Consider the following 25,457-nt stretch of genomic DNA (forward strand, 5'->3'; position numbering starts at 1 on the left):
TCTGGGTGCGCCGGCGGCTCACAGCCCGACCAGCGCGGACACCACCTCGGCCGGGCTGGGCTGCGCGACGATCTCCGCGTGCAGCCGGGCGGCCGCGCCCGCCCAACCCGGATCGGCGAGCACCGTGGAGACCGCCGTGGCGATGTCGTCCACCGTGGTCCCGTCGGCCTTCAGGGCGATGCCGGCGCCGGTGGCGGCGAGCCGCTCGGCGTTGAAGGTCTGGTCGGGCACCGGGGTGACCATCACCTGCGGCACGGCGCAGGCCGCGGCGGTGAGCATGGTGCCGGCGCCGGCGTGGTGCACCGCCGCGGCGCAGCCGGGCAGGATGAGGTGCAGCGGCGTCTCGGTCAGCAGCCGGACCCCGGGGCCCGGGTCGCCGAGCGCCGCCCGGTCGGACTCCTTCACCGTGGCCACGACCTCGACGTCGAGCCGGCGCAGCGCGGTGATGATCTCCGGGACCTGGAAGCCGTCGGCGCCGACCGCGAGGGTGTTCGACATGCTCCACGACACGCACACCCGGGGTCGACCGGCCGGCTCGGCCAGCCCGGACGGCACGGCGCCCGAGCCGTTGTACGGCACGTAGCGCACGGGGATCCGGTCCGGCACGCCGACGCTCTGCAGGCTCGCCGGGCAGGGGTCCACGGTGGCCGCCGCGTACCGGGTCCGCTCGGTTACGCCCAGCCGGGCGTAGAGGGCGCGCAGGTCCGTGGGCCAGTCGGCCGGGTCGGAGCCGAGCCCCGGGAAGTGGTCGAGCCCCGGCATGTACGGGCCCCACAGGTGGTGCACGAGCGGGCAGCCGGCCGCCGCGGCGGCCACCGGCCCGACCAGCGTCACCGGGTCGGTCACCACCAGGTCGGGGCGCCAGCGACGGGCCAGGTCGACCACCTCGTCGGCCATCGCCGTCGCGGCGGCCACGTGCGGGGTGTACTGGAGGTTGCGGAAGTCGCGGAGCACCTCGGGGGGCAGCGCGCGCATGCCCTCCACGCTGGCCGGCATCCGGCCCCGGGCCTGGCGGATCCGGTCGTTGAGCCCGGCCACGCCGGCCATCAGGTCGTAGCCGGCACCGACCGGCGCCACGACCAGCCCGGAGCGCAGCACCGGCTCCACCACCGGCGGCTGCCCGGCCACCCGCACCTCGTGGCCGGCGGCGCGGAACGCCCAGGCCAGCGGGACCATCGGGTAGTAGTGGCTGGACCAGCCCATGGGGATGAACAGGACTCGCACGGGTACCTCCTCGGTGGGGCGACCGGTCAGGCCGACCGGCTCAGGGCGAGGTGCCGATCGATGACGTCCCGGTAGTAGTGCGGGCCGAACCCGGCCAGGTCCGGCACCAGCCGGCGCAGCTTCGCCAGCGACACCTGGTATCGCTGGTGGCCGTCGACGAAGCGCCGTTGGGCGACCACGCCGAGCCGCCGTTCCAGGTGGTCGATGATGTCCTCCACCGGCACCGCCCGGCCGGAGGCCACGTTGACCACCTGGCCGTCCACCCGCGCGTCGAGCAGGCGGTCGAGGATGCGCACCACGTCGTCCAACGCGATGAGGTCCCGGTACGCGCCCCGGAAGACGTCGACCTGCCCGGCGAGGACCGCCCGGGTCAGGACCGGCAGCAGCTGGTGGTCGGGCTGGCCGGGGCCCACCACGTAGCCGAGGCGGACGATCAGGTGGCGCACCCCCGAATCGCGCACCAGCCGTTCCAGGCCGACCTTGTGCCGGCCGTACGCGGAGCGCGGGGTGACCGGCTCGTCCTCGCGGCCACGGCAGCCGGGTGCCCCGTACACGTCGGCCGCGGCCGAGGAGAGGTAGACCAGCAGCCGGCCGTCGCGGCGGCACCGCCCGGCGACCTCGGCCACCCGGCACCGGTCGCGGCGGTACTCGTCGTCGGCGGCCGTGCGGGTGCTGGAGACGCCGGCGGCCAGGACCGTCACGTCGGGGTACGCGTCGGCCAGGCGGGCGAGGCCGCGGCCGAGGAAGCCCCGTCCCACCACCTCCATGCCCGTCCGCCCCTCGCCCGTTGGCCGCGTGTCGCCGTCGAGCCGACCATCGGGAGCTGAAGGATCCACAAAGCGGACCCAACCGCCCTCGTCGCCGCCGGGCGGCCAGCCAGGAGGGGCGGGCGGGTCACCGTGGCGCCGATCCGCCGTTCCGCGGCGGCCATCGACGGGTATTGCGGTGGAAACACGCGGCGGGCAAACTTCACTCGGCACTGTCGCGCGGTCACTCTTCGGAGCCGTCGCGGGGGAACAACGACGGGTCGACCGGGGGCGTTCGACGATGACCTTGATCGAGCGGACCGACGAGATGAACTCGCTGATCGGCGAGCTGTGCAGCACGACGGGAGGTGACGGGCGGGTCGTCCTGGTGAGCGGACCGACTGCCGTGGGCAAGACGGAGCTGGTGCAGGCCTTCGCCCGCGCCGCCGGTGAACGCGGCGCGGTGCTGCTCTCGGCCACCGCCACGCGCGGCCACCGGGACCGCCCGCTGGGGCTGGTCGCCCAGCTCATGCGGCAGGCCGAGCCGCACTCGGCGCAACTGCGGCAGCTCACCGAGAACGCGGTGCTGACCGCGACGCTGCACATGCACGGCGCCGACGACGCGCACCACGTCCGTCCGGCGGTCCTGCACGGGCTCTGGACCGAACTCGCCACCCTGGCCCGGGCCCGGCCGATCGTCGTCGTGGTCGACGACCTCCAGTACGCCGACGTTCCGTCGCTGACCACCCTGTTGTTCCTGGCTCGCCGGGCCAGCACCGGCCGGGTGATGCTGGTGTTCACGCTCTCGGCCGACGCCGATCCGGGGCGGTCCGCACTCCGCGGTGAGCTGCTGCGGCTGCCGCACTGCCGGCGGCTCCGGCTCGCCCCGCTGTCCCCTGCCGGTCTGGCTGCCCTGCTCGGCGAGGTGTCGGGTGTGCGGGAGCCGCCGGCGGTGGCCGCCGAGGCGCACGCGCTCACCGGTGGCAACCCGCTGCTGGCCCGCGGTCTGCTGGTGGACAACCGGCGCCTCGGCGCGGAGGCGGGGCCCGGGCTGGTGGTGGGTGACGGGTTCACCCGCGCGGTGGTGTCCTGCCTGCACCGCACCGACGGGATCGTCCGCCGGGTGGGCCAGGGCGTGGCGCTGCTCGGCGACGACGGCGACCCGGCGCTGGTCGCCGACCTGCTGGACGTGCATCCCGTGCTGGTCGACGAGGCGATGACCGCGTTGCGCGCCGCCGGCCTGCTCGGCCCCGGCGGCTTCCGGCACCCCCGCGCCCGGGCCGCCGTCCTGGAGACGCTCGACCCCGACGACCTGGTGAACCTGCACGCCCGCGCCGCCGTCCTGCGGCACCGGCAGGGCGGCCCGCCGCTGGCCGTCGCGCGGCACCTGGTCGCCGCCGGCCATCCGAGCGCGGGATGGACCATCGGGGTGCTCACCGACGGCGCCGAGCAGGCCCTCGCGCAGGGCGAGCTGGACCTGGCGTTGAGTTGCCTGCGCCTGGCCGACGACCAGTGCTCGGACGCGCGGCAGCGGGCCGCCATCCGCACCACGCTGGCCGCGATCGAGTGGCGGATCGACCCGGGCACCGCCAGCCGGCACCTGCCGGACCTGGTCGACGCGCTGCGGCAGGGCCTCATCAGCGGGCGGCACGAGGCCATCGTCATCGAGTTCCTGCTCTGGTCCGGCCAGATCGACACCGCACGGGCGGCGCTGACCCGGCTCGTGGAGCGGCCCGGGCCGCCCACCGGCGAGGCGGCGGTCACCATCGCGGCGCTCCGCCCGTGGCTCGGCCACGCCTTCCCGGAGCTGGGGCAGCTGCTGGAGAGCCGCCAGCCGCGTTCCGCCGCGTTGCGCCCGCCGCGCGTCCTCGCCGACCCGACCCTGCACGGCGTGGACGCTCTGGCCGGGGCGGCGCCCCGCGGCGACGACGTGGCCAGGTCCGAGCAGCTGCTGGCCAAGTGCGACCCGGACGAGCTGACCCTCGGCACGATCGTGACCTCGCTGGCCGCCCTGATGTACGCCGACGAGCTGGAGAAGGCCGGGTCGTGGTGCGACCGCCTGCTCCGTGCCCTCGACGGCCGACGGGCGCCCATGTGGCAGGCCCTGCTCACCGCGATGCGGGCCGGCATCGTGGGCCGGCAGGGCGACCTGCGGGAGTCGCAGCGGCAGGCCCGCGACGCGTTGAAGCTGCTCCCGGCCGCCAGTTGGGGCGTCGCGCTGGCCATCCCCATCGCCACGTTGATCCTGACCGCGGTGGGGCTGGGCAACCTGGAGGACGCGGCCGCGTGCCTCGGCGTGGCCATGCCGCCGGGGCTGTTCCAGACCTCGTTCGGCCTGACCTACCTGCACGCCCGGGGGCGCTACCACCTGGCCGCGCGGGACTTCCCGGCCGCCCTGGCGGACTTCGAGCGGTGCGGCGAGATGCTGCGCCGGTGGAATCGGGACCAACCGGCGATGCTGCCGTGGCGCAGCGACGCCGCCCTGGCCCTGCTGGCGCTCGACCGCCCCGAGCGGGCCCGGGAGCTGCTGCGCGAGCAGTTGGACCTGCTCGCGCCCGGGCAGCACCGGGCGCGGGGGCTGACCCTGCGGGTGCTGGCGGGCACCGTCGCGCCGGCCGAGCGGCCCGCCCTGCTCCACGACGCGCTGACCCATTTCGAGGCGTGCAGTGACCGGCTGAACCTGGCCCTGGTCTTCGCCGACATCAGCCGAACCCAGGAGCTGCTCGGCGCCCGGCCGCAGGCCGAGGCCGCCGCCCGCCAGGCGCAGCTCTGGGCGCGCGAGTGCGGTGCGGAGGCCAGCGTACGGAGGCTGCTGCCGGCGACGGTGCGGGTGGACGTGACCGAGGAGGCGCTGCCGACCGTGCCGGACGAATGGGTCACCGACCTGAGCGACGCGGAACGGCGCGTCGCCGGCCTGGCCGCGTCCGGGCACACCAACCGGGAGATCGCCGACCAGCTCTTCGTCACGATCAGCACCGTGGAGCAGCACCTCACCCGGGTCTACCGCAAGCTCAACGTCCGGCGCCGCACCGACCTGCCGTGGGAGCTGCAGACCGAGGGCGGTCGGCGGGGGTGAGCGGGGCGGTCCGGTTCGGCCGGCCCGGCCCGCCGCACCGGGGCGGTCCAGTTCAGCCGGCCCGGCGCGCCGCACCAGGGCGGTCTAGTTCGGCCGGCCCGGCCCGGTGCGCCGCAGCGCCGCCCGGGTGAGCGCGTCGAGACCGTCGATCCGGGCGTCGTCCCAGCGGCGCCGGACACCGTCGACGGCGCTGCCGCAGTCCGTGGCGGGCACCGGGTCCCGGTCGTCGCGGACGAGCAGGGCCAGGTATTCCTGCGCGGTGCGGCCGGGCGGCAGCCCGAGCGACGCAGCCGTCGGCTGACCGGCTGGCGGGCGCAGCCCGTGGTCGGCCAGATCCTCGTTCACCTCGACGTCGGCGGCCACGCGCCAGCGGCGCCCGAGCCGCACATCGGTGCCGGCGGCCGGGCCGGACCGCAGGGGCGACCGGGTGGCGTGCCCGCGCAGCAGGTGGCCCACCTGGTGGAGCAGCCACCACCCGAGTTCCTCGACCGGGGTGAGCAGGACGGTCACCGGGTCGACGTACGCGACCCAGCGGGGATCAGCCGGGAAGGCCGTCGGGCGCGGATCCTGGACGGCGCTGCCGGTCCCGACGTCGGGCGCCGGGCACACCGCGGTGATCACGGCCAGGACGGCGCTCGCCGCCGACGGCAGCCGGCGCACCGCCCAGAGCCGACCGGCGGCCAGCCGCGCCATCACCTCGTCCAGTTCGACCGGGCCCGGCCTCACGACCCGTGCCCTGGGCGGAGCGCTCCATCCACACCGGTCGTCCGGGCCGGGCCCGCCCACCGGATGCGTCCGTCCCACCGGGCGCGGATGTCGGCCATGCCAGTCCTCCCCTGTTCCCACGCGGCCACACCCCGCCGGTCGCGGCCCGGGCGGTGTCGACCCGCTCGCGGAGACGGTGGTGACCGGCGCGCCGGTCGGGGGCGTTGCCGGACATCCCGTCGTGGTGCGCACGGGAGGGCCGGCGGTGCCAGCTCGGTGGGAGGGACTCCTTCCGACCGCGGGAATCGTGGCCGGGCAGTTCCCCACCAGGTCCGCAGGCGCAACCGCGCACCGTCAGTCGACCATTCGACACGGCGCTGGATGGTCCCGATTGCGCGGCCGCCCCATTTGCCACGCCTCGGCGTTTACTGCGGACGAAGACCGTGAATTCATAGTTTGGCTGACGTACTAAGGGCCGAACGTACGAATTGCCGCCATGCGGTCAGCCTATGGCGAATTTGTGGGCTCGTCAACAAGTACTGACTACCGCAAAGTAGCGGTGCGGACACCCTGCGAGGTGCCGCCGCCGGCCGTCGAGGGTGGACCCGCAGCGGCCCGTTTGGGGCGGCTTTGGCGAGCCGGGCCACCATCGGCTGGCCGACGTCGACCGACAGGGAAGGAGGCGGTCCGGTGACCGACCTCGACTCGTCGTGGATCCCGGGCGGGGCGTGGCCGCTCCCCCGGGGCGGAACGGAGCGGACATGCTGACCCCGTACCTGCTGCGGGCCCCCACCCCCACGGCCGACGGGCTGCGGCTGTTCTGTTTCCACCACGCCGGCGGCTCGGCCGCCGCGTTCGCCACCTGGCAGCGCGGGCTCGGCCCCCGGGCGGAGGTGCTGCCCGTGCAGCTGCCGGGCCGCGAGGGACGGCTGTCCGAGCCCCGGGCCACCGACATGACCAGGCTGGTCGACGAGCTGGTACGCGAGCTGGGGGACCATTTCCGCCCGCCGTTCGCGTTCTACGGGCACAGCATGGGTGCCCTGCTGGCGTACGCCGTCGCCCAGCGGCTGCGCGACCGGGGCGCCGCGCTGCCGACGCTGCTCGCGGTCGGGGCCTATCCCGCCCCCGACCGCCCCGGACTGATGACGGACGTGCCCCGGATGGCGGCGGACGATCTCGCCGCGCTGCTGGTCCGCATCGGCGGCATGTCGGAGATGCTGCTCGACTACCCCGAGTGGCGCGACGCCGCGATCGACCTGGTCCGCGACGACCTGCGGGTGTGCCACAGCTACCGGCACGTCCCGGACGCACCGCTGCCCACGCCGATCACCGCGTTCGTCGGCGACCGGGACCCCTTGATGACGCCCGCCGAGGCCATGCCGTGGGCCGGGCACACCACGAGCGGGTTCGAGCTCCAGCCGATCCCCGGCGGTCACTTCTTCCTGCGCGACTCGGCCCCGGTGCTGCTCGGCGCCCTGCGCCGGTCGCTGGCCGCGGCCGGCGCCCGGCAGGGCGTCGCCCACGCCGCACCCGGCGAGGGGGACTGACCACCCGGCCGACGCCTGCCCGGCGCCGCGAAACGAAGCGTGTCCACTGTAGAGGCAAAGGTCCACTCGCCCGCCGATTTGTCGTCCACATACTGGGCAGCGACAACAATCCGACGTCGGTTGCCCGCCAACTGGCGCGGTGGCAAAATGATCGCCCTGGGGAGGAATTGTTTTGCCGCCCGCAGTTCAGTCGCATTCACCGAGCTGCGGATCGCTTCATGGTGTCCGGAATTGCGCCGCAGAGGGGGAGGTGAATAACGCCTTCCGGGGGGCGCCGCCTCCCGGCGGCTGAGCACCCGTGCCGGCCGAACCGTTCCCCCCGCCTGAGCGGAACCTGGGGGCTGCCGTGGGGCTGGTGGAACGGGACGAGGTGCTGTCGCGGCTGCGGGCGGCGCTGCGGGACACGCTGGCCGGCCACGGCCGGCAGGTGGTCGCCGTCGGCGCGGCGGCCACCGGGAAGACGGCGCTGCTGTCCGCGCTGGCCGCGCAGTCCCGGGCCGCCGGCGCCACCGTCCTGCTCGCCACCGGTTCGCGGCGCGAGGCCGGACTCCCCTACGGCGTCATCCGGCAGCTGCTCGCGAGCGGCGCGGAGGACCCGGCACTCGCCTCCGCCGCCCGCTTCCTGGACGGCACCATCGCCCTCGGCACCATGTCCGGTCCGCCCGAGCGGGCCGACCCGTCGCTGGTCGACCGGATCTGCGCCGAGGTGCTGCGCGCCGCGCGGTCCACCCCGCTGGTGATCGCCGCCGACGACGTGGACCACGCCGACCTCGCCTCCGTGCACTGCCTGGTCGAGCTGGGGCGCCGGCTCGAGGACCACCGGATCCTGCTGTTCCTCGCCGCCTCGCCCGGCGCCGGCGGGGCGTACGCGCCCCTGATCGACGCGCCGGGCCGGCAGCTGCTGCCGCTCGAACCGCTCTCCGTCGACGGGGTCGCCACACTGCTGGCGCAGCACACCGACGGGCTGATCGACGCGGCCCTGGCCACCGACCACCACGCCGTCAGCGGGGGCAATCCCCTGCTGGTCAAGGCCCTCGTCGAGGACGCCCGCAACAGCCCAGGCGGCCGGCCCGGGTCGGTCGTCGTGGGGGACGCCTTCACCGAGGCCGTGCTCGACTGCCTCTACCAGGGCACGCCGACCACGCTGCGGGTGGCGCGGGCGCTCGCCGTGCTGGGTGACGCGAGCCGACCCACCACGCTGAGCTGGCTGGCCGACGCCGACGCCGACTCGACCCGGTCCGCGCTGGACCTGCTCACCGCGTCCGGGCTGCTGCGGGAGGGCCGGTTCCGCCACCCAGCCGCCCGGGAGGTGGTGCTGCGTCACCTCATCGCCGAGGAGGGGCCGGAGCAGCACCGGCGGGCGGCCGAGCTGCTGCACCGGGAGGGCGCGGCTCCGGCCGAGGTGGCCCGGCAGCTGGTCGCCGCCGGCACGCCCCCGGAGGACTGGGCGGTGCCGGTGCTCCGCGAGGCCGCCCGGCAGGCGGTGGTGGACGGCGACCTGCACGGCGCCATCGACCTGCTGGAGCTGGCCCACACCGGCGCCACCGAGGCGGGCGACCGGATCGGGCTCAAGGTGCTGATGAGCAGCGTCGAGTGGCAGCTCGACCCGTCCCTCGCCGCCCGGCACCTGGAGGGGCTGGCGGCGATGGCCCGGGACGGCGGGTTCGGGCCCCGGGCCGGGGTGGCCACCGCCCAGCAGCTGCTCTGGCACGGCTGGGTGGACGAGGCCATGGAGGTGCTGCGGCACGCCCGGTTCACCGTCGACGACCCGCGCACGGCCCGCCTGCTGTCGCGGTCCCGCAACCTCCTGGCGTACGCGTACCCGGCGGTCGGGCGGCGGCTGCGCACGCTGCTCGGCGACCCCTGTGCGGCGCCGGCGCCGCACGCCGCCCCGGACGGCGACCCGGCGGAGCTGCTCCTCGCCGCCGTCGACGGGGTGACCGGCCGGCACCGGCAGCTCGAACGGCTGCTCGAACAGCGCTACGACCGGCTGAACCCGGTGGACCTCACGGCGGCGCTGATCGCGCTGGTGTGCGACGACCGGGCCGACCGGGCGGCCCGGTGGGCCGCACGGCTGGCCGCCGGACGGGGCAGGCGGTTCCCGCCGACCTGGCAGGCGATCCTGGCGGCCCTGCACGGCGAGGCGGCCCGCCGGCAGGGTGACCTGCGGGTCGCCGCCGCCGAGACCGAGCGGGCGCTGGCGTTGGTCGACCGGGACGGTTGGGGGGTGGCGGTCGGCGGGCCGGTCTCCACCCGGGTGTTGACGCTGGTGTCCACGGGGCACCTGGACGAGGCCGCTCAGGTGGTCAACCAGCCGCTGCCCCCGGCGACCTTCCAGACCCCGTTCGGCCTGCACTTCCTGCACGCCCGGGGCCGCTACTACGCCGCCACCCAACGCCCCGACGCCGCACTGGTCGACTTCCACACGTGCGGGGAGCTGATGCGCGTCTGGGAGGTCGACCTGCCCGCCCTGGTCCCCTGGCGCACCGAGGCGGCCCGGGTCTACCTCTCGCTGGGCCGCACCGCCGAGGCGGCGCGGCTCGCCGACGAGCAGATGCGGATGGTCGGCGACCGGCGCAGCCGCAGCCGCGGGCTCACCCTGCTGGTCGCCGCGGCCGTCAGCCCGCTGCCGGAGCGGCTGCCGCTGCTGCGCGAGGCGGTGGACATCCTGGAGGAGGCCGGCGACCGCCTCGCCCTGGTGCGGGCCCTCAACGACGAGGCCGCGGCGCACCACGCGGTCGGCAACACCATCCAGGGCCGGATGTCGACCCGGCGCGCCCGGCAGGTGGCCGAGCAGGGCGGGTTCCCCGGTTCCGGACGGCGGACCCACGACGACGGCGGCGGCACCGCCACGCTCCGCGTCGACGCCGAGCAGGTCGCCGCGCTGAGCGAGGCGGAACGCCGCGTCGCCACCCTGGCCGCCCAGGGCCTGACCAACCGGGAGATCGCCGACCAGCTGTCCGTCACCGTCAGCACCGTGGAGCAGCACCTCACCCGGGTCTATCGCAAGCTGCGGGTCCGGCGGCGGGCCGACCTGCCGTACCGGCTGGGCGCGGCCTCCTCGGGACCGTCCTGACCGGACCCGCGCGTCATCGGTGGTAGCTGAGGGCCTCGATCAGGGTCAGGAGTGGGGCGGTGCCAGGCGCGGGCCGCGATAGGGCAGGGTGGCGCTGTAGACACGTTGGTGGTGGTGCTGCCGAACGCGGCGAGTTCGTTGACGACCTGTTCGAGGTGCGCCATCGAGGTCGCGGCCACCTTCAGCACGTAACAGTCGTCTCCGGTGGTGCGCAGGCACTCCAGGATCTCCGGCCGGCGCTCCAGCAGCTTGTGCAGCGGGTCGTGCCGGCTGCCGGGATACTTCAGCCGGACCACCGCGAGCACGGCGAAGCCCGCCTTGGGCAGGTCGACCTCGGCGCGGTAACCGGTGATCACACCGGTCGCCTCCAGCCGCCTCACCCGTTCGGTGGTGGCCGATGCGCTCAGCTTGACCCGGCGGCTCAGCTCGGTGATGGACAGGCGGCCGTCGCCCTGCAGCTCGGTCAGGATGGACCAATCGATGGCATCAAGATCCTCGGCCATGGGGCCAACCTACCGGCGGATTCACGGCGCAGACCAGCCAAGGCCGGGAAGACGTTGTTCACAGCCCGCACCCGCCGTGACTAGCGTGGGAGCCGTGCAAATTGGCGTGAACGTACCGAACTTCGGCCCGGGTACTGACCCCGAGGTGCTGCGACAGTGGGCACAGACGGTCGAGGGCCTCGGCTTCGATCTGCTGATGGTCTCCGATCACATCGCGGTGACCCCGGACGTCGCCGAGCAGTATCCGGCGCCGTTCTACGAGCCGTTCACCACGCTGTCCTGGCTGGCCGGGGTGACCCGCCGGGTCCGGCTGGGCACCACGGTGCTCATCGTCCCGTACCGGCACCCACTGCTCACCGCCCGGATGGCTGCGAACCTCAACCGACTCAGCGGCGGCCGGCTCGTCCTCGGTGTCGGTGTCGGCTGGGCCCGGCAGGAGTTCGAGGCGCTCGCCGTGCCGTTCCGGCGGCGCGGCGCGCTGACCGACGAGTACCTGCATGCCATGCGCGACGCTTGGCGGAACACCGACGACTACGACACGGCGGCGATCCCGATCTGGGTCGGCGGCAACAGCGACGCCGGCATCCGTCGCGCGGTGCTGCTCGGTGACGCCTGGCACCCGCTGCGGGTCACGGCCGGATGGCTCGCGGACGCAGCCGGGCGGCTGAAGGCCACCGCCGAGGAACTGGGCCGCCCGGCGCCCGCGCTGACGCCGCGTATCAAGCTCCAGGAGACCCGGGAAGCGGTCACCGCCCCGGACCGGCTCGCCGGTGTCGGCACCATCGACCAGATCATCGCCGACCTCGACCAGATCCGTCTGCTCGGCGCGCAGACGGTGGTGCTCGACCCGTTCAACGGCGATCTGGCCGAGATCCGTCAGCCCGAACGCGCCTGGCAGACCCTTGCGGCCGTGGCCGCGTACCACAAAACCCAGGAGGACCGATGACCCCCGACGACGAGAAGCTTCTCCGCCGTGCCGTGGAACTCGCCAACAGCGCCGGGGCGTCCGGCGAACGGCCGTTCGGCTCGTTGCTGGCCGGTGCTGACGGCACCGTCCTGATCGAGGACCACAACACCGTGGTCTCCGACTCGGACATCACCGCTCATCCGGAACTCAAGTTGGCCCGCTGGGCCGCTCGGGAACTCGCCCCCGACGTGGCCGCACGGACCACCATGTTCACCAGCTGCCAGCCCTGCCCGATGTGCGCGACCGCAATCGACCGGTCCGGCCTCGGCCGGGTAGTGTACGCCCTGTCCGCCGAACAGTTCGAAGAGATCAAGCCGGCTGCCCCGCCGCTGCCCCCGGTACGGTACGAGGGGCCGGCACTGTTCGACGAGGCACGCCAGCCGATCGACAACTATTACTAGCGCCCTTGGGTGGTCGTGGCCGGCACCGCCGTGCGAGACCCCACGGGAGGCCGCGTTCGAGCGGGCGGTCGGCGCGACAGCAGGCATCCGGCCAGCGCGGCAGTGAGGCCGGCCAGCCCGGCTGCCGCGAAGCCGCCCGCCGGCACGGAGACGTCGATCGCCAGCCCGACGATCGGGGACCCGAGCGCGAACCCCGCGCTCAGCGCCGAGGACTGCAGACCTGTCGCCTCACCCCGCACGCTGGCCGGCGCCAGCCGGCTCACCGCGTCGGCCACCGTGGCGAGGGTCGGCGCGGTGAGCAGCCCGGCGCCGACGACTGCCACGCACAACCAGCGCCAGTCGTGGGCAAGCCCGGCGGGAATCGTCACGAGTCCGAGCAGGCCGAGCAGCAGCCACGTGGGCAGCGGCCGGGACTGCGCGCCATAGATCAGCCCGCCGGCGACGGAGGCCACGCCGAACACGGCGACGACCACGGCGGCCCAGGACACCTGACCTGCTTCTCTGAGCGTGGCCACGATGGCGAGGTCGACCCCGCTGAGCAGCATCGTGGCACCGAACGCCATCGTCAGTACGGCAATCAGGCGGGCGCCCAGCCACTCCCGGCGCGGGGGCCGTCCCGCCGTGCCGGCATCCGCCTCGTCCTCGGTACGCAGCGGCGGGTTGAGCAAGGCAATGCCGGCCCCGCCGGCCACGATCGCGGCGCCGACGCCCCAGGCGACCAGGCCGGGGGACATCGTCGCCGCACCGAGGATCACGACGGCCGGGCCCACCATGTACGACAGCTCGCCCTGCACCGATTCCAGCGCGAACGCGGCCCGGCGCTGCCCCGTCGTCGTCATCGCGGTGATCGCCTGCCTGGTCACCAGTTGAGCCGGCACCATCAGCAGACCCGCCGCGAAGGCGGCGCCCAGCAGGATCCCGTACGGCAGGATCGGCACGCTCAGCCAGAACATGACCTGCACCGCGACGGTTGCCAGCAGCACGGTGCGCAGGCCCCGCCGGTCGATCAGGCGACCAAGCAGCGGCCCGCCCAGCGCCACCCCGGCGGTCAGAGCCGCCGCGACACCACCCGCCGCCGCGTAGCTCATGCCCAGGCCCAGCACGACATACATCGTCAGCGCCATCACGTCGGCCGTGATCGCGGTGCGGGCGAGCAGCGAAACGCCCAGCAGCGGTGCCAACCCTGGCACGGCGAGCACCTGGCGGTATCCGGTCACCTGCCGGACGCTAGGTCATCCGTCAGCTCGTAGGAACTGGCTGATTTGTTTGGTCCGGCATAATGAATGCTTATGGCGAGGGATCTTGAGACGGCATTGCTGCGGTCGTTCGTCACCGCCGTGCGGGCGGGCAGCATCAGCCGCGCCGCGACCGCGCTCGGGCATACCCAGCCCGCGCTCAGCCAGCAGTTGCGCAAGCTCGAGAGCGCCGTCGGCCGCCCGCTGCTCTACCGGTCGCCGTCCGGCGTCTCGCCGACCCGGGCGGGTGAGGAGCTCCTGCCGTACGCCGAGCGCATTCTCTCGCTCTCCGCACAGGCACTTACCGCAACCGGCCACGCGCTCACCGGCCGCTGCGGCGTCGGGTTGCTCGAAGACCTCGCCGCGTCCCAGCTTCCACAGGCCCTCGCCGACCTCGCCGGGCTGCACCCCGGCGCGACGCTGGAGGTGCTCACCTTTCCCAGCGCCGCGATGCGCGAGGCCTACGACGCGGGCCGCGTCCAACTCGTGCTCGACGAGGTGCCGTACCTCCCCGGGCCGCCGCGCTGGACGGTACGCCGCCCGCTGGTCTGGGCGATCGGCCAGGGTGTGGACGTGGCTGCCGATCCGCTGCCGGTGGTGCTGTTCTCGAACCCGTGCTTCTGGCGTACGTCGGTGCTGGAAACGCTGGACCGCGCCGATCGGCGCTGGCGGGTGGCGTTCGAGAGCAACAGCCTGCTCGGCGTGCTCGCCGCGGTACGGGCCGGGCTCGGCGTCTCGGCGCTCATGCCAGCGAACCTCGAACCGGCCATGGCCTGCCACGACGTGGACGCCCTGCCCGCCCTGCCGGACGTCGAGCTCGGTCTCGCACGGCACCCACGGACCGGAGGTGATCCGCTGATCGACGCCGTGGAGACCGCGCTACGACGCATGATCTGAGTTCCCCGGCTGGCCTGCGCGCCGCTCTCCGTCCGGCCCGTGGCAGCAGGTCCGCCCGGCACTGTCCGCGGCCCGTGACGAGCGTCCACGCGGCAGACCGGTTCACCGAGGCTGGAGCAGCCCGCGTTCGGCCATGAAGGCTCGCAACGTCTCGGCGTCCTCGGCGGACATCAAGCGGCGTGGGATCACCGTCGCCGGCATCCGGCCGACGTACACGATCCAGAAGTCCGGGGTGTCCCGTACCTGGGCGACCCCGTCCCAGGCGATGCCGCCGGACTCCGACCCGCTGCGCATCATGATGTTGTCGTCGGTGATCTCGTAGGCGCCCTCGACGGCGTAGCGACCGGAGCGGCGCCGGGCGCGCCACCGCACCCACGGCGCGTACAGCATCGACAGCAGGCCACCCGCGACCAGCGCCGTGCACAGCGACGAGATCTTGTCGCCCCACGTGAACCCCCGTGAAACGGCGAAGCCGATCGCCCCGACCGCCGCCAGCACCGCGCCGACATAGCCGTACCTGCGTAGCCGAACACTGCTGAGCGCGGCGGCCACACGGCCCGGGTAGGCGGGATCGGCGGGGACGTCAAAACGGATGTGCACGCCCGAACGATAGTGCCCCCACCCGCCTCCGGGCAGCGCTGACTCCTACCCCACTGAGTCCGGGGCCACGCTGCCCTGACCGACCGGGAGACAGCCTCGCCCCGATATTGTGCCCAACATGATCAACTCGTATGCGGGCCTCGACGATGCCGGGGTCGCGATCGCCGCGGCCCGTGCCGGCGCCGACGTGTTGCGCACCAGGTACGGCCAACGGCTCAGCCGCATCGAGAAGGGCGCGGGCGACTTCGCCACCGCCGCCGACGTGGAGGCAGAGCAGGCGATCCTCGGCGTCCTCCGCGCCGCTCGCCCCGGTGACGCGGTGCTCGGCGAGGAAGGCGGGCAGCAGGGCGCGGCCGACGCCGCCCGCCAGTGGCTGGTGGATCCGCTGTGCGGCACGCTGAACTACGCGGTCGGCAACATGCTGGTGGCCGTCAACGTCGCGCTGCGCGACAGGGCGGCGGCGGTGGCCGACCCGTTCAGCGGCGAGGTCTTCTGCACCGACGGTGAAACCGCCTGGGTACGGCAGGACGGTGTCGACGCGCGGTTGACGCCCACTCCCGCCACCCAGCTGGTGGACGTCAACCTGGATCCGCCGTTTCCGAGCGCGCCCGGATTCCGGGCCGTCGACCTGCTGGCCCACCCCGGGTTCGTCGAGCGGTTCCGGCCGCGGGTCGTGTCCACCACGCTGGCGTTGGCCTGGGTCGCGGCCGGCAAGCGCGCCGCGTACGTCACCGACGGCGGTGACCTGACCGGGAGCGTGCACTTCGCCGCCGGGATCGCGCTGTGCCGGGCCGCCGGCTGCGTGGTCACCGGGATCGACGGCGCCCCGACGGGGCCGGCAGGCCGCGGGCTTGTGGTGGCCGGGGACGCCGAGACCCACGGGCTGCTGATGTCGATGATCCGCGGCCGAGGCTAGTTAGGTGATCACATCCTTGCGGCCCGCGGCCCGTTCCCCTTCGGCCTCGGCGGCGGAAGGGGAACGGCCGCGGCCGCCCTGAGGGCAGCTCCCACGCTGTGTCGGCGAGACGTCTGAATCCCGGCTGCATGATGAGCGGGCACGAGGTGAACAGCCGGCCGTGGCTGACTGAAGCAGTGCAGGCGACATGCCGTCCGGCTCCCACATCTCGCGGATCATCTCGTCACGGCGATGACGCAACCCGATGGTCGTCCGGACCCGTCAAGCGAGCGGAGGAGGGAGCCTCGATGGCGGATGCCGAGCATGAGTTCGTGGAGTACGTCTCCGCGCGACTGCCGAGCCTGCACCGGACCGCATTCCTGATGTGCGGCGACGCCCACCTGGCCGATGACGTGGTGCAGCAGACGATTACGGCGCTGTACGTGAACTGGCGCCGGGTCAGCCGGGCCGACAACGTCGACGCGTACGTGCACCGGATGCTGGTCCACAAGCTGGTCGACGAGAAGCGGTTGAGCTGGGCGAAGGTCCGGCTGCTGGGGTCGGTGCCGGAGCCGGAGCGCCCGCCGGTCACGCCGCATGACGCGCTGGCCGAGCGGGACAGCGTGGTCACCGCGCTCGCCCATCTCCCCCGCGGCCAGCGCACCGTACTGGTCCTGCGGTTCCTGTGCGACATGTCGCTCGCCGACACGGCGGCAGCGATGGGCTGTTCCGAAGGCAACGTGAAGTCACAGACGGCCCGGGCGCTGGTGGCGGTCCGCCAGGTGCTCGACGTCACCGAGACGGCCGGGAGGAATTCGAGATGAGCACGTTGGACGACCAGCGGATTGCCGCGCTGCTGCGGGCGGCGCCGGTTCCCGAGCCGCGGGTTGACGTGGGCCGTGCGGTCCGGGACGGCCGGCGTCGCCGCCGGCGCCGCCGCGTCGGCGGGATCGCTGCGGTGACGGTGCTGGGCGGGCTCGGCGTCGTGGGCGCCGTCCAGCTCAGCGGGGCGGCCGGCCGGCCGGTTCCGGACACGCCGGTCCTCGCGGCGTCACCATCCGGGACCGTGTCGACCGCGCCGGCCTCGCCGGTCACCTGCGAGGCGTCGTGGTTGCCGCAACCGATCGGTGGTCCGGTCGCGGTGGCGAGCGGCGTCGACCCCACCGGGCGGTACGTCGTCGGTGAGATCGGCACCGGGCAGGAGGACGGGCGGGTCGTGCTGTGGACCGACGGCCAGGCAGACGTCCTGCCGGCCGGCGCGCGTCACGCGGCCGCGGTCAACGCCGGCGGTGTCGTGGTCGGCACCAACGGCGACGGCACCGGCTGGCTCTACCGGGACGGGAAGCTGCGCTTCCTGGCCACCCCGCCCGGCTACCACGCGGTCCTCATCAACGCGGTCAACGGCCGGGGCGACATCGCCGGCACCGCCAGCGGAGCCGGCGACTCGCACCACGCCGTGCTGTGGTCGGCGGACCGTCCACAGGAGTACCGGCTGGTCGGCCAGCCGGGATCCACCGCCACCGGGATCACCGAGGACGGCACGGTTGTCGGCGCGACGGGCCAACTGCCCTACCGATGGACGCCGCAGGGCACCGGGGCGCCACTGGCGGTGCCCGACGGCTACCCGCGCGCCTCGGTCGAATCGGCGCGCGGCGAATGGGCGATCGGCACGGTCCCCGGCGTCCGGCAGGGCGGCGCCGTGCAGATGCTGCCGGTACGGTGGAACCTCACAACCGGGGCAGTGAGCCTGCTGCCGTTCCCGGGGGCGACCGGGATCGCCGGCAACGGCGACCTGCTGGTCGGCGACGGTGCGCCGCTGGTCGTCGCCCCGGACGGCACGTCCCGCCGGCTGCCGGGCCGGCCAGAGGTCCGGGCGACCGAGGCGGGCACGTACACGGCCAACGGGATCAGCGACGACGGTCTGACCCTGGTCGGTGCCGTCTACGAGAACCAGGTGCACCGGCCGCTGGTGTGGCGCTGCCGCCGTTGAAGGTCGCGCGCCCGGTCCATGCCGCCGACGCCGGGTCGCGCGTACGGTCGCTCGCCCGCGATCACGTTGCTACGTCAACTTCACGACGCCCTTCGCACCAATTCGCGACGGCCGGGGCACACCTGCGGCCCATACGATCCAGGCGGTGCTTGTTGGGCCCCCGGTCGCGTCGCGCACCGGGCACGGAGCAGGAGGCGGCCCGGTGGAAGACGTCGATGACGCCCGCGAACTGGTCGAGCAACGAATGCGCGCCACGGGCATGGAGGAGTCGATCTTCGATCGGATCACGGACCTGCTCGAGCGGTTCGACACCGACCGGGAGAAGCTGTTCGAGGAGATGCTCGACAAGCTGGAGGCGTCCGGCTACGACGGCCTTCGCGACCGGTGGTCGACCAACTGCGCGCAGGCCGACGCCCTGCTGGACCGCCTCGAGGAGGACATGCTCGATGTCCTGGGGGACAGCCAGGCCAATGCCATGTCGGCGAGCGAGCGCATGGCCGCGGTCGGCCCGGTCGATCTCCTCGCCGGGGAGCGCAGGATCTGGCAGCAGGTCGCCAAGGGCGACGTCCCCGACGCGGCCACGCTGATGGGCAAGGTGCTGGAGGCCGATCTCGCGGTGATCAAGAAGTGCGAGGAGGACCTCAAGGAGGCGCGCAACAACGACAAGGTTGTCGAGGCCCTGATCGTGAAGAACTTCGGCTCCATCACCGCCACGGCCAAGAACCTCCTCGTCAAGTACACCGTCACCGGCGTCCCACGGCTGCTGGTGCTACTGATGAAGGACCCCTCCGCCAAGGAAGCGGCCACCGAGGCGCTCAAGGCGATCGAGAAGCTGGCCGAGGAGAACTACAACGCCGCCAAACAGAAGCGCGTCGCCAAACAGGTCGTGCTCGACAACGTCAAGCTGCTCAATGACGCCAGGGAGCAGCTCTCCGAGGATTGGGTCGACAAGCTTTTCGCCCGGGGCGCGGAGGCCGCGGCCGGCTGGCAGGGCGCCGGCCGGACCGGCTACTACGAGGCCACCGACTGGGACGGGTTCAAGAACGCCTGCATCGAGGCGCTCGACACGCGGTCCGAGGCCGCCAAGGAGCAGTCCCGCAAGATCTACGACGAACTGCTGCCCACCTTCGTCAAGGAGAGCACGAATGCCTTCGGGGCACTGACCGACGACCCGGCCACGCTGGAACGCTTCAACAACGACCTGAAGGACACCTTCGAGTCGCTCGAAGACCTGCTCGAAGGGGAGAAGCAGTTCCAGGATGAGCTGGTCGACGGAGCCGGCAAGCAGGCGGCCCAGGAGACGCTCGCAACCGTGTGGACGTCGGTCAAGGCCAGCTGGGCGCTGGCCACGTCGCGTACCAAGGACGCCGACGACGAAGTGAAGCGGTGAGCCGATGACCGATTTCTTCGTGGCCGCCGGTCTCCAGGTCGGGGACGGCTCGCGCGAGCGCCCCTTCCACGACCCTTGGCTCGCCCTGAAGTACGCCGAACCGGGCGACCGCATCCATCTCGCGGCAGGCACCTACACCGGCCGCCACGAGCGCTCGTCGTGGGTGCTCGACTGCCCCGACCTGACCGTCCTCGGCGGCTACGGTCCCGGCTTCGCCACCCGTACGCCGTGGCGCACGCCCTCGATCCTGGGCGCGCGGCCGGGACTCCGGGTGCAGCGCGAGCCGAACATGATCCAGGGCCTCGGCGAGCACGACGGCGCCGTCCTGGACGGGCTGTTCTTCGACGCCGCCGGTCGCAACGAGTACGACGAGGAGGGGGCACTGCGGCGGTCCCACTACGGTGACGGCCCAATCATCAGCCTCCGCGGCGAGCGGATCGCCGTACGCAACTGCGTGTTCGCCAACGGCAGTGCCGGTGCCGCCGAGATCGCCGGGAACGGCGGCCGGTTCGAGAACAACCTGGTCGTCAACTTCCTCGGATCTGGGCTGCTCACGGTCCGCGACAGCGACAGCAGCGCTCCGATCATCGTCGCCGGGAACACCTTCTGCTTCGCCCACGACGACGCGGATCCGCCGCGCGGCGCGGGCGCCGACAGGGCGATCGGCGTCCGGGTCAACAGCGCCGCGGTGATCGAGGACAACCTCTTCGTCGGCTGCGGCAACGCGGCCATCGCCTGCTACCGCGACATCGACCGCGTCGCGGTCGATCGCAACCTGTTCTTCCTGACCCTGCGCGACGTCGTCCGCAGCCGCGCCACCTCCGCCGAGGCGGAGATCACCGAGGAGTACGTCGAAGAGCTCGAGGACGTCGGTCTGCAGTCGGCGGGCGGCAACACCGTTGGCGATCCGCACCTGTCGGGGCTGCCCGCCCGGTGGATCGACTCGTACACCCTCGACACCGTTGCGACCTACGTTCGCCCGCCGGTGGCCGCCCTGAACGCGCTGCGAGCCACCGTCGGGCTCGGCGACCTGCCCGCCGGCAGCGGTGGCGGGGACGCGCAGGCTCCCGCGATGTGGCGGCTGACCCCGTCCGAGGTGCTCGCGATCGGCAGCGACGCGACGCAGGGCTGCCACCCGGCCGAACTGCCGGCCACGGAGGCGTTCCAGGCGCGACGGGCGCTGCCCACCTACCAGTCCATCGAGTGGACCCGGCTCGCTCAGCCCGAACAGGGCCTGTCGGGGACCGCGGTCGAGGTCCGGGCGGGCCTCGGGTTCGACCAGAACATCGAACTGCTGCCCGATGCCGGCTCGGCCACGCACGTCGGGGTCGCGATCTACGAGCCGGGTAAGGACGACCGTCCGCTCCATGTGCTCTGCGGACGGTGGTCACTCGCCCACCGCCTGATCGAGGAGGCGACCCGCTACCAGCGCGGGCTGGATGTCGAGATCACCTACCTGCTACGCGGCACCTACCGGGCCGACCTGACCGCCGGTGCCCGGCAGGCGGCCACGCTCGTCCTCGACTCGATCGCACCGGCGCTCGGGTTGCCCGCCACAACTCCGCCGCCACCGGCTGGCCGCGACTGGTTCGTGCGCGCCGGCACGTCCGGCGGCGACGGGAGCAGGGAGGCGCCCTTCCGCGATCCGTGGCAGGCGCTGGAGAAGGCCGCGGAGGGCGACCGCGTCCACGTCGCCGAGGGCGAGTATTCCGGCCGCCTGCGCTCGGGCGCCTGGCGCATCCCCGTCAAGCACCTGACGATGCTGGGCGGCTACAGTGCCGACTTCGCGACGCGGGACCCCTGGCGCCGTGCCGTGCGCTTCGTGCTGAATCCGGAGACGAAAGCCAAGGGCATTCCGAGCGATCCCATTCTGACGGTCGAGGACTCCTGCGACGGCCTGGTGCTGGACGGGTTCGTCTTCGACGGATCGACCTACAACGCGTACTCCGACAGCGGCGCCCTCGACATCGGCAACTCGCAGTCGGCGGCCATGCTCGACCTGCGGGGCGGCAGCGGCACCATCACGGTGCGCAACTGCACCTTCGCCAACGCGGCGTACGCGGCGGTGCAGATCAGTAGCGGCTCCGGCGTGTTCCAGAACAACGTGGTGGTGAACACGAGCGGCACGGCGGTACGCGTGCAGACGCCCGGCGCCGGCCCCTGGGTCGTGCGGGACAACACGGTCCTGTTCGCCGCCGACCCGACCGATCGGGCGTCGACCGGGCAGTCGACCAGCGGATGCCTGCTCGAAGTCGGCGGACGGGCCCTCGTACGGGTCGAGTCGAATGTGCTCGGCTTCGCCGACGGGATCGCCGTCCGGGCCGCCCTCGCGGGCCAGAACCTCGGGTTTGACCGCAACATCATCGCCGCCAACCTGTACGCCGACGTCTTCGATGGGCGGAACGTGCTGATCGGTTCCACGGCCTGGGAGCGCGCGGTGCTGGACGCCCCGTTCGGGTCGCTCGACGGCAACCGGCTCGACCTGCCGGCCCTGCCGGCCGATCGGACGTTCGCCCAGTCGGCCATCGAGCGGCTGGCCGCGCTGCCGGCGGTTCTGCCGGCCGAACTCCTGCGCGCCGCCGCGAGCCGCCTCGGCGTCTCGCACCTGCCGACGCCGGGCGCCGCGACTGTCGAGGCCCCGTCCACGCCCGCGCCCGCGGAGTCCTCGGTCTCGGACCTGCTCGCCAGCCTAGGCCGGGCGCGGGAGGAGTTCGAGACGAAGGACGCGGGCACCACGGAGGCCGCGGCCGTCGTGTACTGCCCTGTCTACCCGGTAGCCGCCGCCTTGTCCCTGGCCGTCGACGCACCCGCCGGCCAGGCCGGCGTCCGCGCGCTGCCCGTCCCCGCCGGCATCGAAGCCCGCGTCTCAACCTGACCCGGCCGAAGGACGGGCGCGATACCGACCCCAGAGGGTCCGACTACGCTCCGGCGGACGTGTCCGAGCCATAGGCGGCGTCATACATCGTCCCCGCGTTCCCGCCGCCGCCTTGGCCCCGGATCGTGCCCTTGCCGGAACGCCGGCGTTGATCCTGCATCTCGGCCATGGCTCGCCGCGCGTCGCGCATGACGGGGTCACCCGCCAACGACGCGCGGGCCACCCGGCGGTGCCGCACAACGAGAACAGCTGACGTGACGAGAAGCAGCAGCGCTACGCCGCCCAGGACGAAGAGCCAGGGCATCGTCATGGTCCGCTCCAATCGACGGCGGGGTTGCCTCAGCATGACTCGTCAGCGCAATCGGTCCCGCTTCCACCACGGCCGCCTCCCAGGGCGACGGGAGGCAGGCATCGGCGGCATGTTCGACGGGGCCCGCGGTAGACGTTGCGGTCAGGGCCGGGCGTAGTGCTGCACGTACTCCTGGCGGGTGAGGGACTGGATGGCGGCCATCAGGGTCTCGGTGTGTCGGCGGATGTCCGCCGGCGTCTCGATGAGCACCGGGATGGCCGGGCCGAAGGTAATGCTGATCGGGTGACGGCGGGGAAGGCGGGAGCCGGGAGGGCGTACCCGGTCCGTGCCGCGGATGCCGACCGGGATGATGGGGACGCCGGCCTGGTGGGCGAGGCGGACCGCACCGGTGCGGCCACGGTAGAGGCGGCCGTCCGGGGAGCGGGTGCCCTCGGGGAAGACGGCCACCAGGCCACCGGAGCGGAGGACGGGCACGGCCGCGTCGAACGCCGTGAGGGCCGCCCGGCCGCCGCCCCGCTCGACGGGGATGGCGCCCATGCCGGTGACGACGCGCCGCGTGAGGAAGCCGCGGGGCCCCGGGGCGCGGAAGTATTCGGCCTTGGCCCAGAAGGCGATGTGTCGGGGCGTCAGGACGCCCAGGAACAACTGGTCGGCGACCGACAGGTGGTTGGCGGCCAGGATCGCGCCGCCGGCGTCAGGGAGGTGGTGGAGCCCGGTGACGGTGGGACGCCAGGAGTGGTGCAGGTACCGGCCGATGGTGTGCCGGGCCAGGGCGTACAGGGGCGGGGTGCGGCTCATGCGGCCGGTCCGAGGTGGGCGGTGAGAGCGGCGTCGAGCAGCGGGTTCGGATCGGTGGCGCCGGTCGCGAGGGTGAGGCTGCCCCAGTTCCACAGTTGGGCGATCCCGTGCAGGTTGGCCCACAGTGCTCCCGCCACGACCTGGGCCGGCGGCTCGGGTTCGGGCCGGGCCTGCGCCACCAGGTCGGTGAGGAGCCGGAACAGTGGCAGGCTGGTGTCGCGCAGCCTCAGGTGGCCGCTTTCCAGCAGGTCGTGGCGGAACATCAGCTCGTACCGGCCTCGACGGGTGGCGGCGAAGTCCAGGTAGACCCGGGCGATGTCGGCGAGCCGGGCGCGCGGGTGGCCGGGCGCCTCGGCCAGGGCGGAGTTCACGCGGGCGGCGAGGTCGGTGAACCCGTCGCGGGCGATGGCCGACAGCAGTTCCAGGTGGGTGGGAAAGTAGCGGCGCGGCGCACCGTGGGAGACGCCGGCGCGTCGGGCGATCTCTCGCAGCGACACGGCGGACGGACCCTGGTGGTCGAGCAGCTCGCCGCCGACACGGATGAGGCGATCGCGGAGGCCCTCGTCAACGTGCATAGACAGTGTCTACCAGGCGGCCGTAGACATTGTCTACCGGGCCTGCGACGGCTACGTTGACCGACAGGCAAGGTCCATCCACTGCTCCTGACCGGGGCCCGAAGGGAGGCGCTGGTGCGCGGTTCGAGAGTCGTCGGCGCAGGTCACTACCAGCCCACGAAAGTGCTGACCAACGAGGACCTCGCCACTGTCGTGGAGACGAGCGACGAGTGGATCCGCAGCCGGGTCGGCATCCAGGAACGGCGGATCGCCGGGCCCGCCGAGCCGCTCGACCTCATGGCGGCCGAGGCGGCGGCCGAGGCCCTGCGCGGTGCCGGCGTGGCCGCCGAGGCGGTCGACCTGGTGGTGGTGGCGACCTGCACAGCGGTCGACCGCAGTCCCAACATCGCCGCGCGGGTCGCGCGCCGGCTCGGACTGCCGTCACCCGCGACGATCGACGTCAACGTCGCCTGTTCCGGGTTCACCCACGCGTTGGCCCTTGCCGACGGCGCCGTTCGGCTCGGCTCGGCCACGAACGCCGTGGTGATCGGTGTGGAGCGGCTGAGTGACTTCACCGACTGGACCGACCGGACGACGTGCGTGCTGATCGGCGACGGAGCCGGCGCGGTGGTGCTCACCGCCGCCGAGCAGCCCGAGATCAGCCCGGTGGTGTGGGGCTCCTACCCGCACCTGGGCGACGCCGTGGTGATCGAGGGTGACCGCCCGTTCACCCAGGCGGGACAGACCGTCTACCGGTGGGCCACCACCACCCTGCCGGACATCGCCCGCAGCATCTGCGCCGCCGCCGGCGTCACGCCGGAGGACCTCGGCGGCATCGTCCTGCACCAGGCCAATCTGCGCATCATCGAGCCGGTCGCGCAGCGGATCGGGGCGACGAAGGCCGTCATCGCCCGTGACGTCACGACATCGGGCAACACCTCGGCGGCAAGCATCCCGATCGCGCTGTCGAAGCTGCTGGAACGCGGGGAACTCGAGCCGGGCGCACCGGTGCTGCTGCTGGGCTTCGGCGGCGGCCTGTCCTACGCCGGGCAGATCATCCGCTGCCCACGACCGTGAACCTACCGCTGCGGGTTGCGAGCGCCCCGCTTGTGCTTGGAGCGGATCGTGAACTCGCCACCTCCCCGGACCGGCGCACCGGACCGGCGCCGCGGCCCACGCGGAGGAAACCACCGTTGGAACGGGATGCGGGACAGCAGCAGAGGAATCACCACGACCAGGGTCGCGAACCCGGCCACACCCAGCCCTCCCTGTACACGGCCCCGGTGGCCGCTGAGCTGGTCGAAGTCGGTGACGAAGTCACCGGAGTCGGCCGGGTTCACCCAGATCGACACCTCTTCGCCGGTTGACCGGCACACCTCGACGCAGCCGACCTCCTGCTCGTACGTCCGGCCAGCCAGCTCGTACCGGAAATACATGGTGGTCGACGGGCTGGTCCGGTTGCCGCCGCTCTTCGTCACCCGGTCGTAGACGACGGCTCGCGTCGGTACGCCGGTGGCTCGCAGTTCGGTCGTCCAGTCGTCGAGCTCGCTCTGGGTGTGGAACGGCAGCCACAGCAACGCGCCACCCGCCAACACCAGCAACACGGAGCCGAGCGTCACCCAGGCCGGCGAGCGTGGCAGCGTGATCACCCGATCACCCGATCACCCG

General features: G+C 73.3%; 22 protein-coding genes. 12 read left to right on the forward strand and 10 right to left on the reverse strand.

Annotation, left to right across the window (positions count from 1 at the left end):
* Positions 1-18: 18 nt before the first annotated feature.
* Positions 19-1,224 carry a nucleotide disphospho-sugar-binding domain-containing protein gene (locus ACQP12_RS21635; protein ID WP_433281480.1) on the reverse strand — a complete coding sequence of 402 codons (1,206 nt, stop codon included), beginning with the start codon at positions 1,222-1,224 and terminating at the stop codon, positions 19-21.
* Positions 1,225-1,250: 26 nt separating this feature from the next.
* Positions 1,251-1,991, reverse strand: a complete 741-nt coding sequence (locus ACQP12_RS21640) for an NAD-dependent epimerase/dehydratase family protein (protein WP_433281482.1) — start codon at positions 1,989-1,991, stop codon at positions 1,251-1,253.
* A gap of 280 nt (positions 1,992-2,271) precedes the next feature.
* Here ACQP12_RS21640 and ACQP12_RS21645 point away from each other — a divergent pair, with 280 nt between their 5' ends.
* Positions 2,272-5,046 (forward strand): ATP-binding protein, encoded by a 2,775-nt coding sequence (locus ACQP12_RS21645; RefSeq protein WP_433281484.1) that lies wholly within the window; start codon positions 2,272-2,274, stop codon positions 5,044-5,046.
* An 84-nt stretch (positions 5,047-5,130) separates the two neighbouring features.
* On the opposite strand, the gene ACQP12_RS21650 is transcribed toward ACQP12_RS21645, so the two are convergent.
* Positions 5,131-5,772 (reverse strand): DUF2201 family putative metallopeptidase, encoded by a 642-nt coding sequence (locus ACQP12_RS21650; RefSeq protein WP_433281486.1) that lies wholly within the window; start codon positions 5,770-5,772, stop codon positions 5,131-5,133.
* 740 nt (positions 5,773-6,512) lie between these two features.
* Here ACQP12_RS21650 and ACQP12_RS21655 point away from each other — a divergent pair.
* Both ACQP12_RS21655 and ACQP12_RS21660 read left to right on the forward strand, forming a co-directional pair.
* Positions 6,513-7,298, forward strand: a complete 786-nt coding sequence (locus tag ACQP12_RS21655) for a thioesterase II family protein (protein ID WP_433281488.1) — start codon at positions 6,513-6,515, stop codon at positions 7,296-7,298.
* 355 nt (positions 7,299-7,653) lie between these two features.
* Entirely contained in the window at positions 7,654-10,374 is a 2,721-nt protein-coding gene (locus ACQP12_RS21660; RefSeq protein WP_433281490.1) for an ATP-binding protein, read from the forward strand.
* Here the strand turns inward: ACQP12_RS21660 and ACQP12_RS21665 are convergent.
* Positions 10,299-10,877, reverse strand: coding sequence for an Lrp/AsnC family transcriptional regulator (locus ACQP12_RS21665; RefSeq protein WP_433281492.1), 579 nt, complete (start codon positions 10,875-10,877; stop codon positions 10,299-10,301). The two genes, ACQP12_RS21660 and ACQP12_RS21665, sit on opposite strands and share 76 nt — an antisense overlap.
* A 145-nt stretch (positions 10,878-11,022) precedes the next feature.
* On the opposite strand from ACQP12_RS21665, the gene ACQP12_RS21670 reads away from it, so the two are divergent.
* Positions 11,023-11,823, forward strand: coding sequence for a TIGR03619 family F420-dependent LLM class oxidoreductase (locus ACQP12_RS21670; RefSeq protein WP_433281494.1), 801 nt, complete (start codon positions 11,023-11,025; stop codon positions 11,821-11,823).
* A complete protein-coding gene (locus ACQP12_RS21675; protein WP_357948496.1) occupies positions 11,820-12,245 on the forward strand; it encodes a nucleoside deaminase in 426 nt (141 codons plus the stop codon). The genes ACQP12_RS21670 and ACQP12_RS21675 overlap by 4 nt, the downstream gene beginning before the upstream one ends.
* Here the strand turns inward: ACQP12_RS21675 and ACQP12_RS21680 are convergent.
* A complete protein-coding gene (locus tag ACQP12_RS21680; protein WP_433281497.1) occupies positions 12,242-13,462 on the reverse strand; it encodes an MFS transporter in 1,221 nt (406 codons plus the stop codon). The two genes, ACQP12_RS21675 and ACQP12_RS21680, sit on opposite strands and share 4 nt — an antisense overlap.
* Before the next feature lie 72 nt (positions 13,463-13,534).
* On the opposite strand from ACQP12_RS21680, the gene ACQP12_RS21685 reads away from it, so the two are divergent.
* Positions 13,535-14,377, forward strand: a complete 843-nt coding sequence (locus ACQP12_RS21685; RefSeq protein ID WP_433281499.1) for a LysR family transcriptional regulator — start codon at positions 13,535-13,537, stop codon at positions 14,375-14,377.
* A 102-nt stretch (positions 14,378-14,479) separates the two neighbouring features.
* Here ACQP12_RS21685 and ACQP12_RS21690 read toward each other — a convergent pair whose 3' ends face one another.
* A complete protein-coding gene (locus ACQP12_RS21690) occupies positions 14,480-14,977 on the reverse strand; it encodes a YcxB family protein (RefSeq protein WP_433281501.1) in 498 nt (165 codons plus the stop codon).
* A gap of 118 nt (positions 14,978-15,095) precedes the next feature.
* Here ACQP12_RS21690 and ACQP12_RS21695 point away from each other — a divergent pair, with 118 nt between their 5' ends.
* The 5 genes from ACQP12_RS21695 to ACQP12_RS21715 all read left to right on the forward strand — a co-directional run bounded on the left by ACQP12_RS21695 (position 15,096) and on the right by ACQP12_RS21715 (position 22,127).
* Positions 15,096-15,893: an inositol monophosphatase family protein gene (locus ACQP12_RS21695; RefSeq protein ID WP_433281503.1), complete on the forward strand. Its 798-nt coding sequence runs from the start codon at positions 15,096-15,098 to the stop codon at positions 15,891-15,893.
* 287 nt (positions 15,894-16,180) lie between these two features.
* On the forward strand, positions 16,181-16,696 hold the full coding sequence (locus ACQP12_RS21700) for a SigE family RNA polymerase sigma factor (protein ID WP_433281505.1): 516 nt from the start codon (positions 16,181-16,183) through the stop codon (positions 16,694-16,696).
* A complete protein-coding gene (locus ACQP12_RS21705; protein ID WP_433281507.1) occupies positions 16,693-17,862 on the forward strand; it encodes a hypothetical protein in 1,170 nt (389 codons plus the stop codon). The genes ACQP12_RS21700 and ACQP12_RS21705 overlap by 4 nt, the downstream gene beginning before the upstream one ends.
* Positions 17,863-18,064: 202 nt before the next feature.
* On the forward strand, positions 18,065-19,252 hold the full coding sequence (locus ACQP12_RS21710; RefSeq protein ID WP_433281509.1) for a hypothetical protein: 1,188 nt from the start codon (positions 18,065-18,067) through the stop codon (positions 19,250-19,252).
* Positions 19,253-19,256: 4 nt separating this feature from the next.
* Positions 19,257-22,127, forward strand: a complete 2,871-nt coding sequence (locus ACQP12_RS21715) for a right-handed parallel beta-helix repeat-containing protein (protein WP_433281511.1) — start codon at positions 19,257-19,259, stop codon at positions 22,125-22,127.
* A gap of 43 nt (positions 22,128-22,170) precedes the next feature.
* Here the strand turns inward: ACQP12_RS21715 and ACQP12_RS21720 are convergent, their stop codons facing one another.
* The 3 genes from ACQP12_RS21720 to ACQP12_RS21730 all read right to left on the reverse strand — a co-directional run bounded on the left by ACQP12_RS21720 (position 22,171) and on the right by ACQP12_RS21730 (position 23,810).
* The gene (locus ACQP12_RS21720) at positions 22,171-22,437 is read right to left on the reverse strand and encodes a hypothetical protein (RefSeq protein ID WP_433281513.1); all 267 of its coding nucleotides are present in this window, start codon (positions 22,435-22,437) and stop codon (positions 22,171-22,173) included.
* 141 nt (positions 22,438-22,578) lie between these two features.
* On the reverse strand, positions 22,579-23,235 hold the full coding sequence (locus tag ACQP12_RS21725) for a lysophospholipid acyltransferase family protein (protein WP_433281515.1): 657 nt from the start codon (positions 23,233-23,235) through the stop codon (positions 22,579-22,581).
* On the reverse strand, positions 23,232-23,810 hold the full coding sequence (locus ACQP12_RS21730) for a TetR/AcrR family transcriptional regulator (RefSeq protein WP_357948465.1): 579 nt from the start codon (positions 23,808-23,810) through the stop codon (positions 23,232-23,234). The genes ACQP12_RS21725 and ACQP12_RS21730 overlap by 4 nt, the downstream gene beginning before the upstream one ends.
* Before the next feature lie 114 nt (positions 23,811-23,924).
* On the opposite strand from ACQP12_RS21730, the gene ACQP12_RS21735 reads away from it, so the two are divergent.
* The gene (locus tag ACQP12_RS21735) at positions 23,925-24,866 is read left to right on the forward strand and encodes a beta-ketoacyl-ACP synthase III (RefSeq protein WP_433281517.1); all 942 of its coding nucleotides are present in this window, start codon (positions 23,925-23,927) and stop codon (positions 24,864-24,866) included.
* Between the two features lie 2 nt (positions 24,867-24,868).
* Here ACQP12_RS21735 and ACQP12_RS21740 read toward each other — a convergent pair whose 3' ends face one another.
* Complete coding sequence (locus tag ACQP12_RS21740; RefSeq protein ID WP_433281519.1) at positions 24,869-25,438, reverse strand: DUF3592 domain-containing protein; 570 nt, start codon at positions 25,436-25,438, stop codon at positions 24,869-24,871.
* Positions 25,439-25,457: the final 19 nt, after the last annotated feature.

The organism is Micromonospora sp. CA-244673 (assembly GCF_050948395.1).
Lineage (GTDB): Bacteria > Actinomycetota > Actinomycetes > Mycobacteriales > Micromonosporaceae > Micromonospora.

Excerpts from the sequence above, each read along its gene's own strand:
- ACQP12_RS21640 (WP_433281482.1), bottom strand. The coding sequence starts at position 1,991 with ATGGAGGTGGTGGGACGGGGCTTCCTCGGCCGCGGCCTCGCCCGCCTG.
- ACQP12_RS21645 (WP_433281484.1), top strand. The coding sequence starts at position 2,272 with ATGACCTTGATCGAGCGGACCGACGAGATGAACTCGCTGATCGGCGAG.
- ACQP12_RS21655 (WP_433281488.1), top strand. The coding sequence starts at position 6,513 with ATGCTGACCCCGTACCTGCTGCGGGCCCCCACCCCCACGGCCGACGGG.
- ACQP12_RS21665 (WP_433281492.1), bottom strand. The coding sequence starts at position 10,877 with ATGGCCGAGGATCTTGATGCCATCGATTGGTCCATCCTGACCGAGCTG.
- ACQP12_RS21675 (WP_357948496.1), top strand. The coding sequence starts at position 11,820 with ATGACCCCCGACGACGAGAAGCTTCTCCGCCGTGCCGTGGAACTCGCC.
- ACQP12_RS21685 (WP_433281499.1), top strand. The coding sequence starts at position 13,535 with ATGGCGAGGGATCTTGAGACGGCATTGCTGCGGTCGTTCGTCACCGCC.
- ACQP12_RS21695 (WP_433281503.1), top strand. The coding sequence starts at position 15,096 with ATGATCAACTCGTATGCGGGCCTCGACGATGCCGGGGTCGCGATCGCC.
- ACQP12_RS21700 (WP_433281505.1), top strand. The coding sequence starts at position 16,181 with ATGGCGGATGCCGAGCATGAGTTCGTGGAGTACGTCTCCGCGCGACTG.
- ACQP12_RS21705 (WP_433281507.1), top strand. The coding sequence starts at position 16,693 with ATGAGCACGTTGGACGACCAGCGGATTGCCGCGCTGCTGCGGGCGGCG.
- ACQP12_RS21715 (WP_433281511.1), top strand. The coding sequence starts at position 19,257 with ATGACCGATTTCTTCGTGGCCGCCGGTCTCCAGGTCGGGGACGGCTCG.
- ACQP12_RS21720 (WP_433281513.1), bottom strand. The coding sequence starts at position 22,437 with ATGACGATGCCCTGGCTCTTCGTCCTGGGCGGCGTAGCGCTGCTGCTT.
- ACQP12_RS21725 (WP_433281515.1), bottom strand. The coding sequence starts at position 23,235 with ATGAGCCGCACCCCGCCCCTGTACGCCCTGGCCCGGCACACCATCGGC.
- ACQP12_RS21730 (WP_357948465.1), bottom strand. The coding sequence starts at position 23,810 with ATGCACGTTGACGAGGGCCTCCGCGATCGCCTCATCCGTGTCGGCGGC.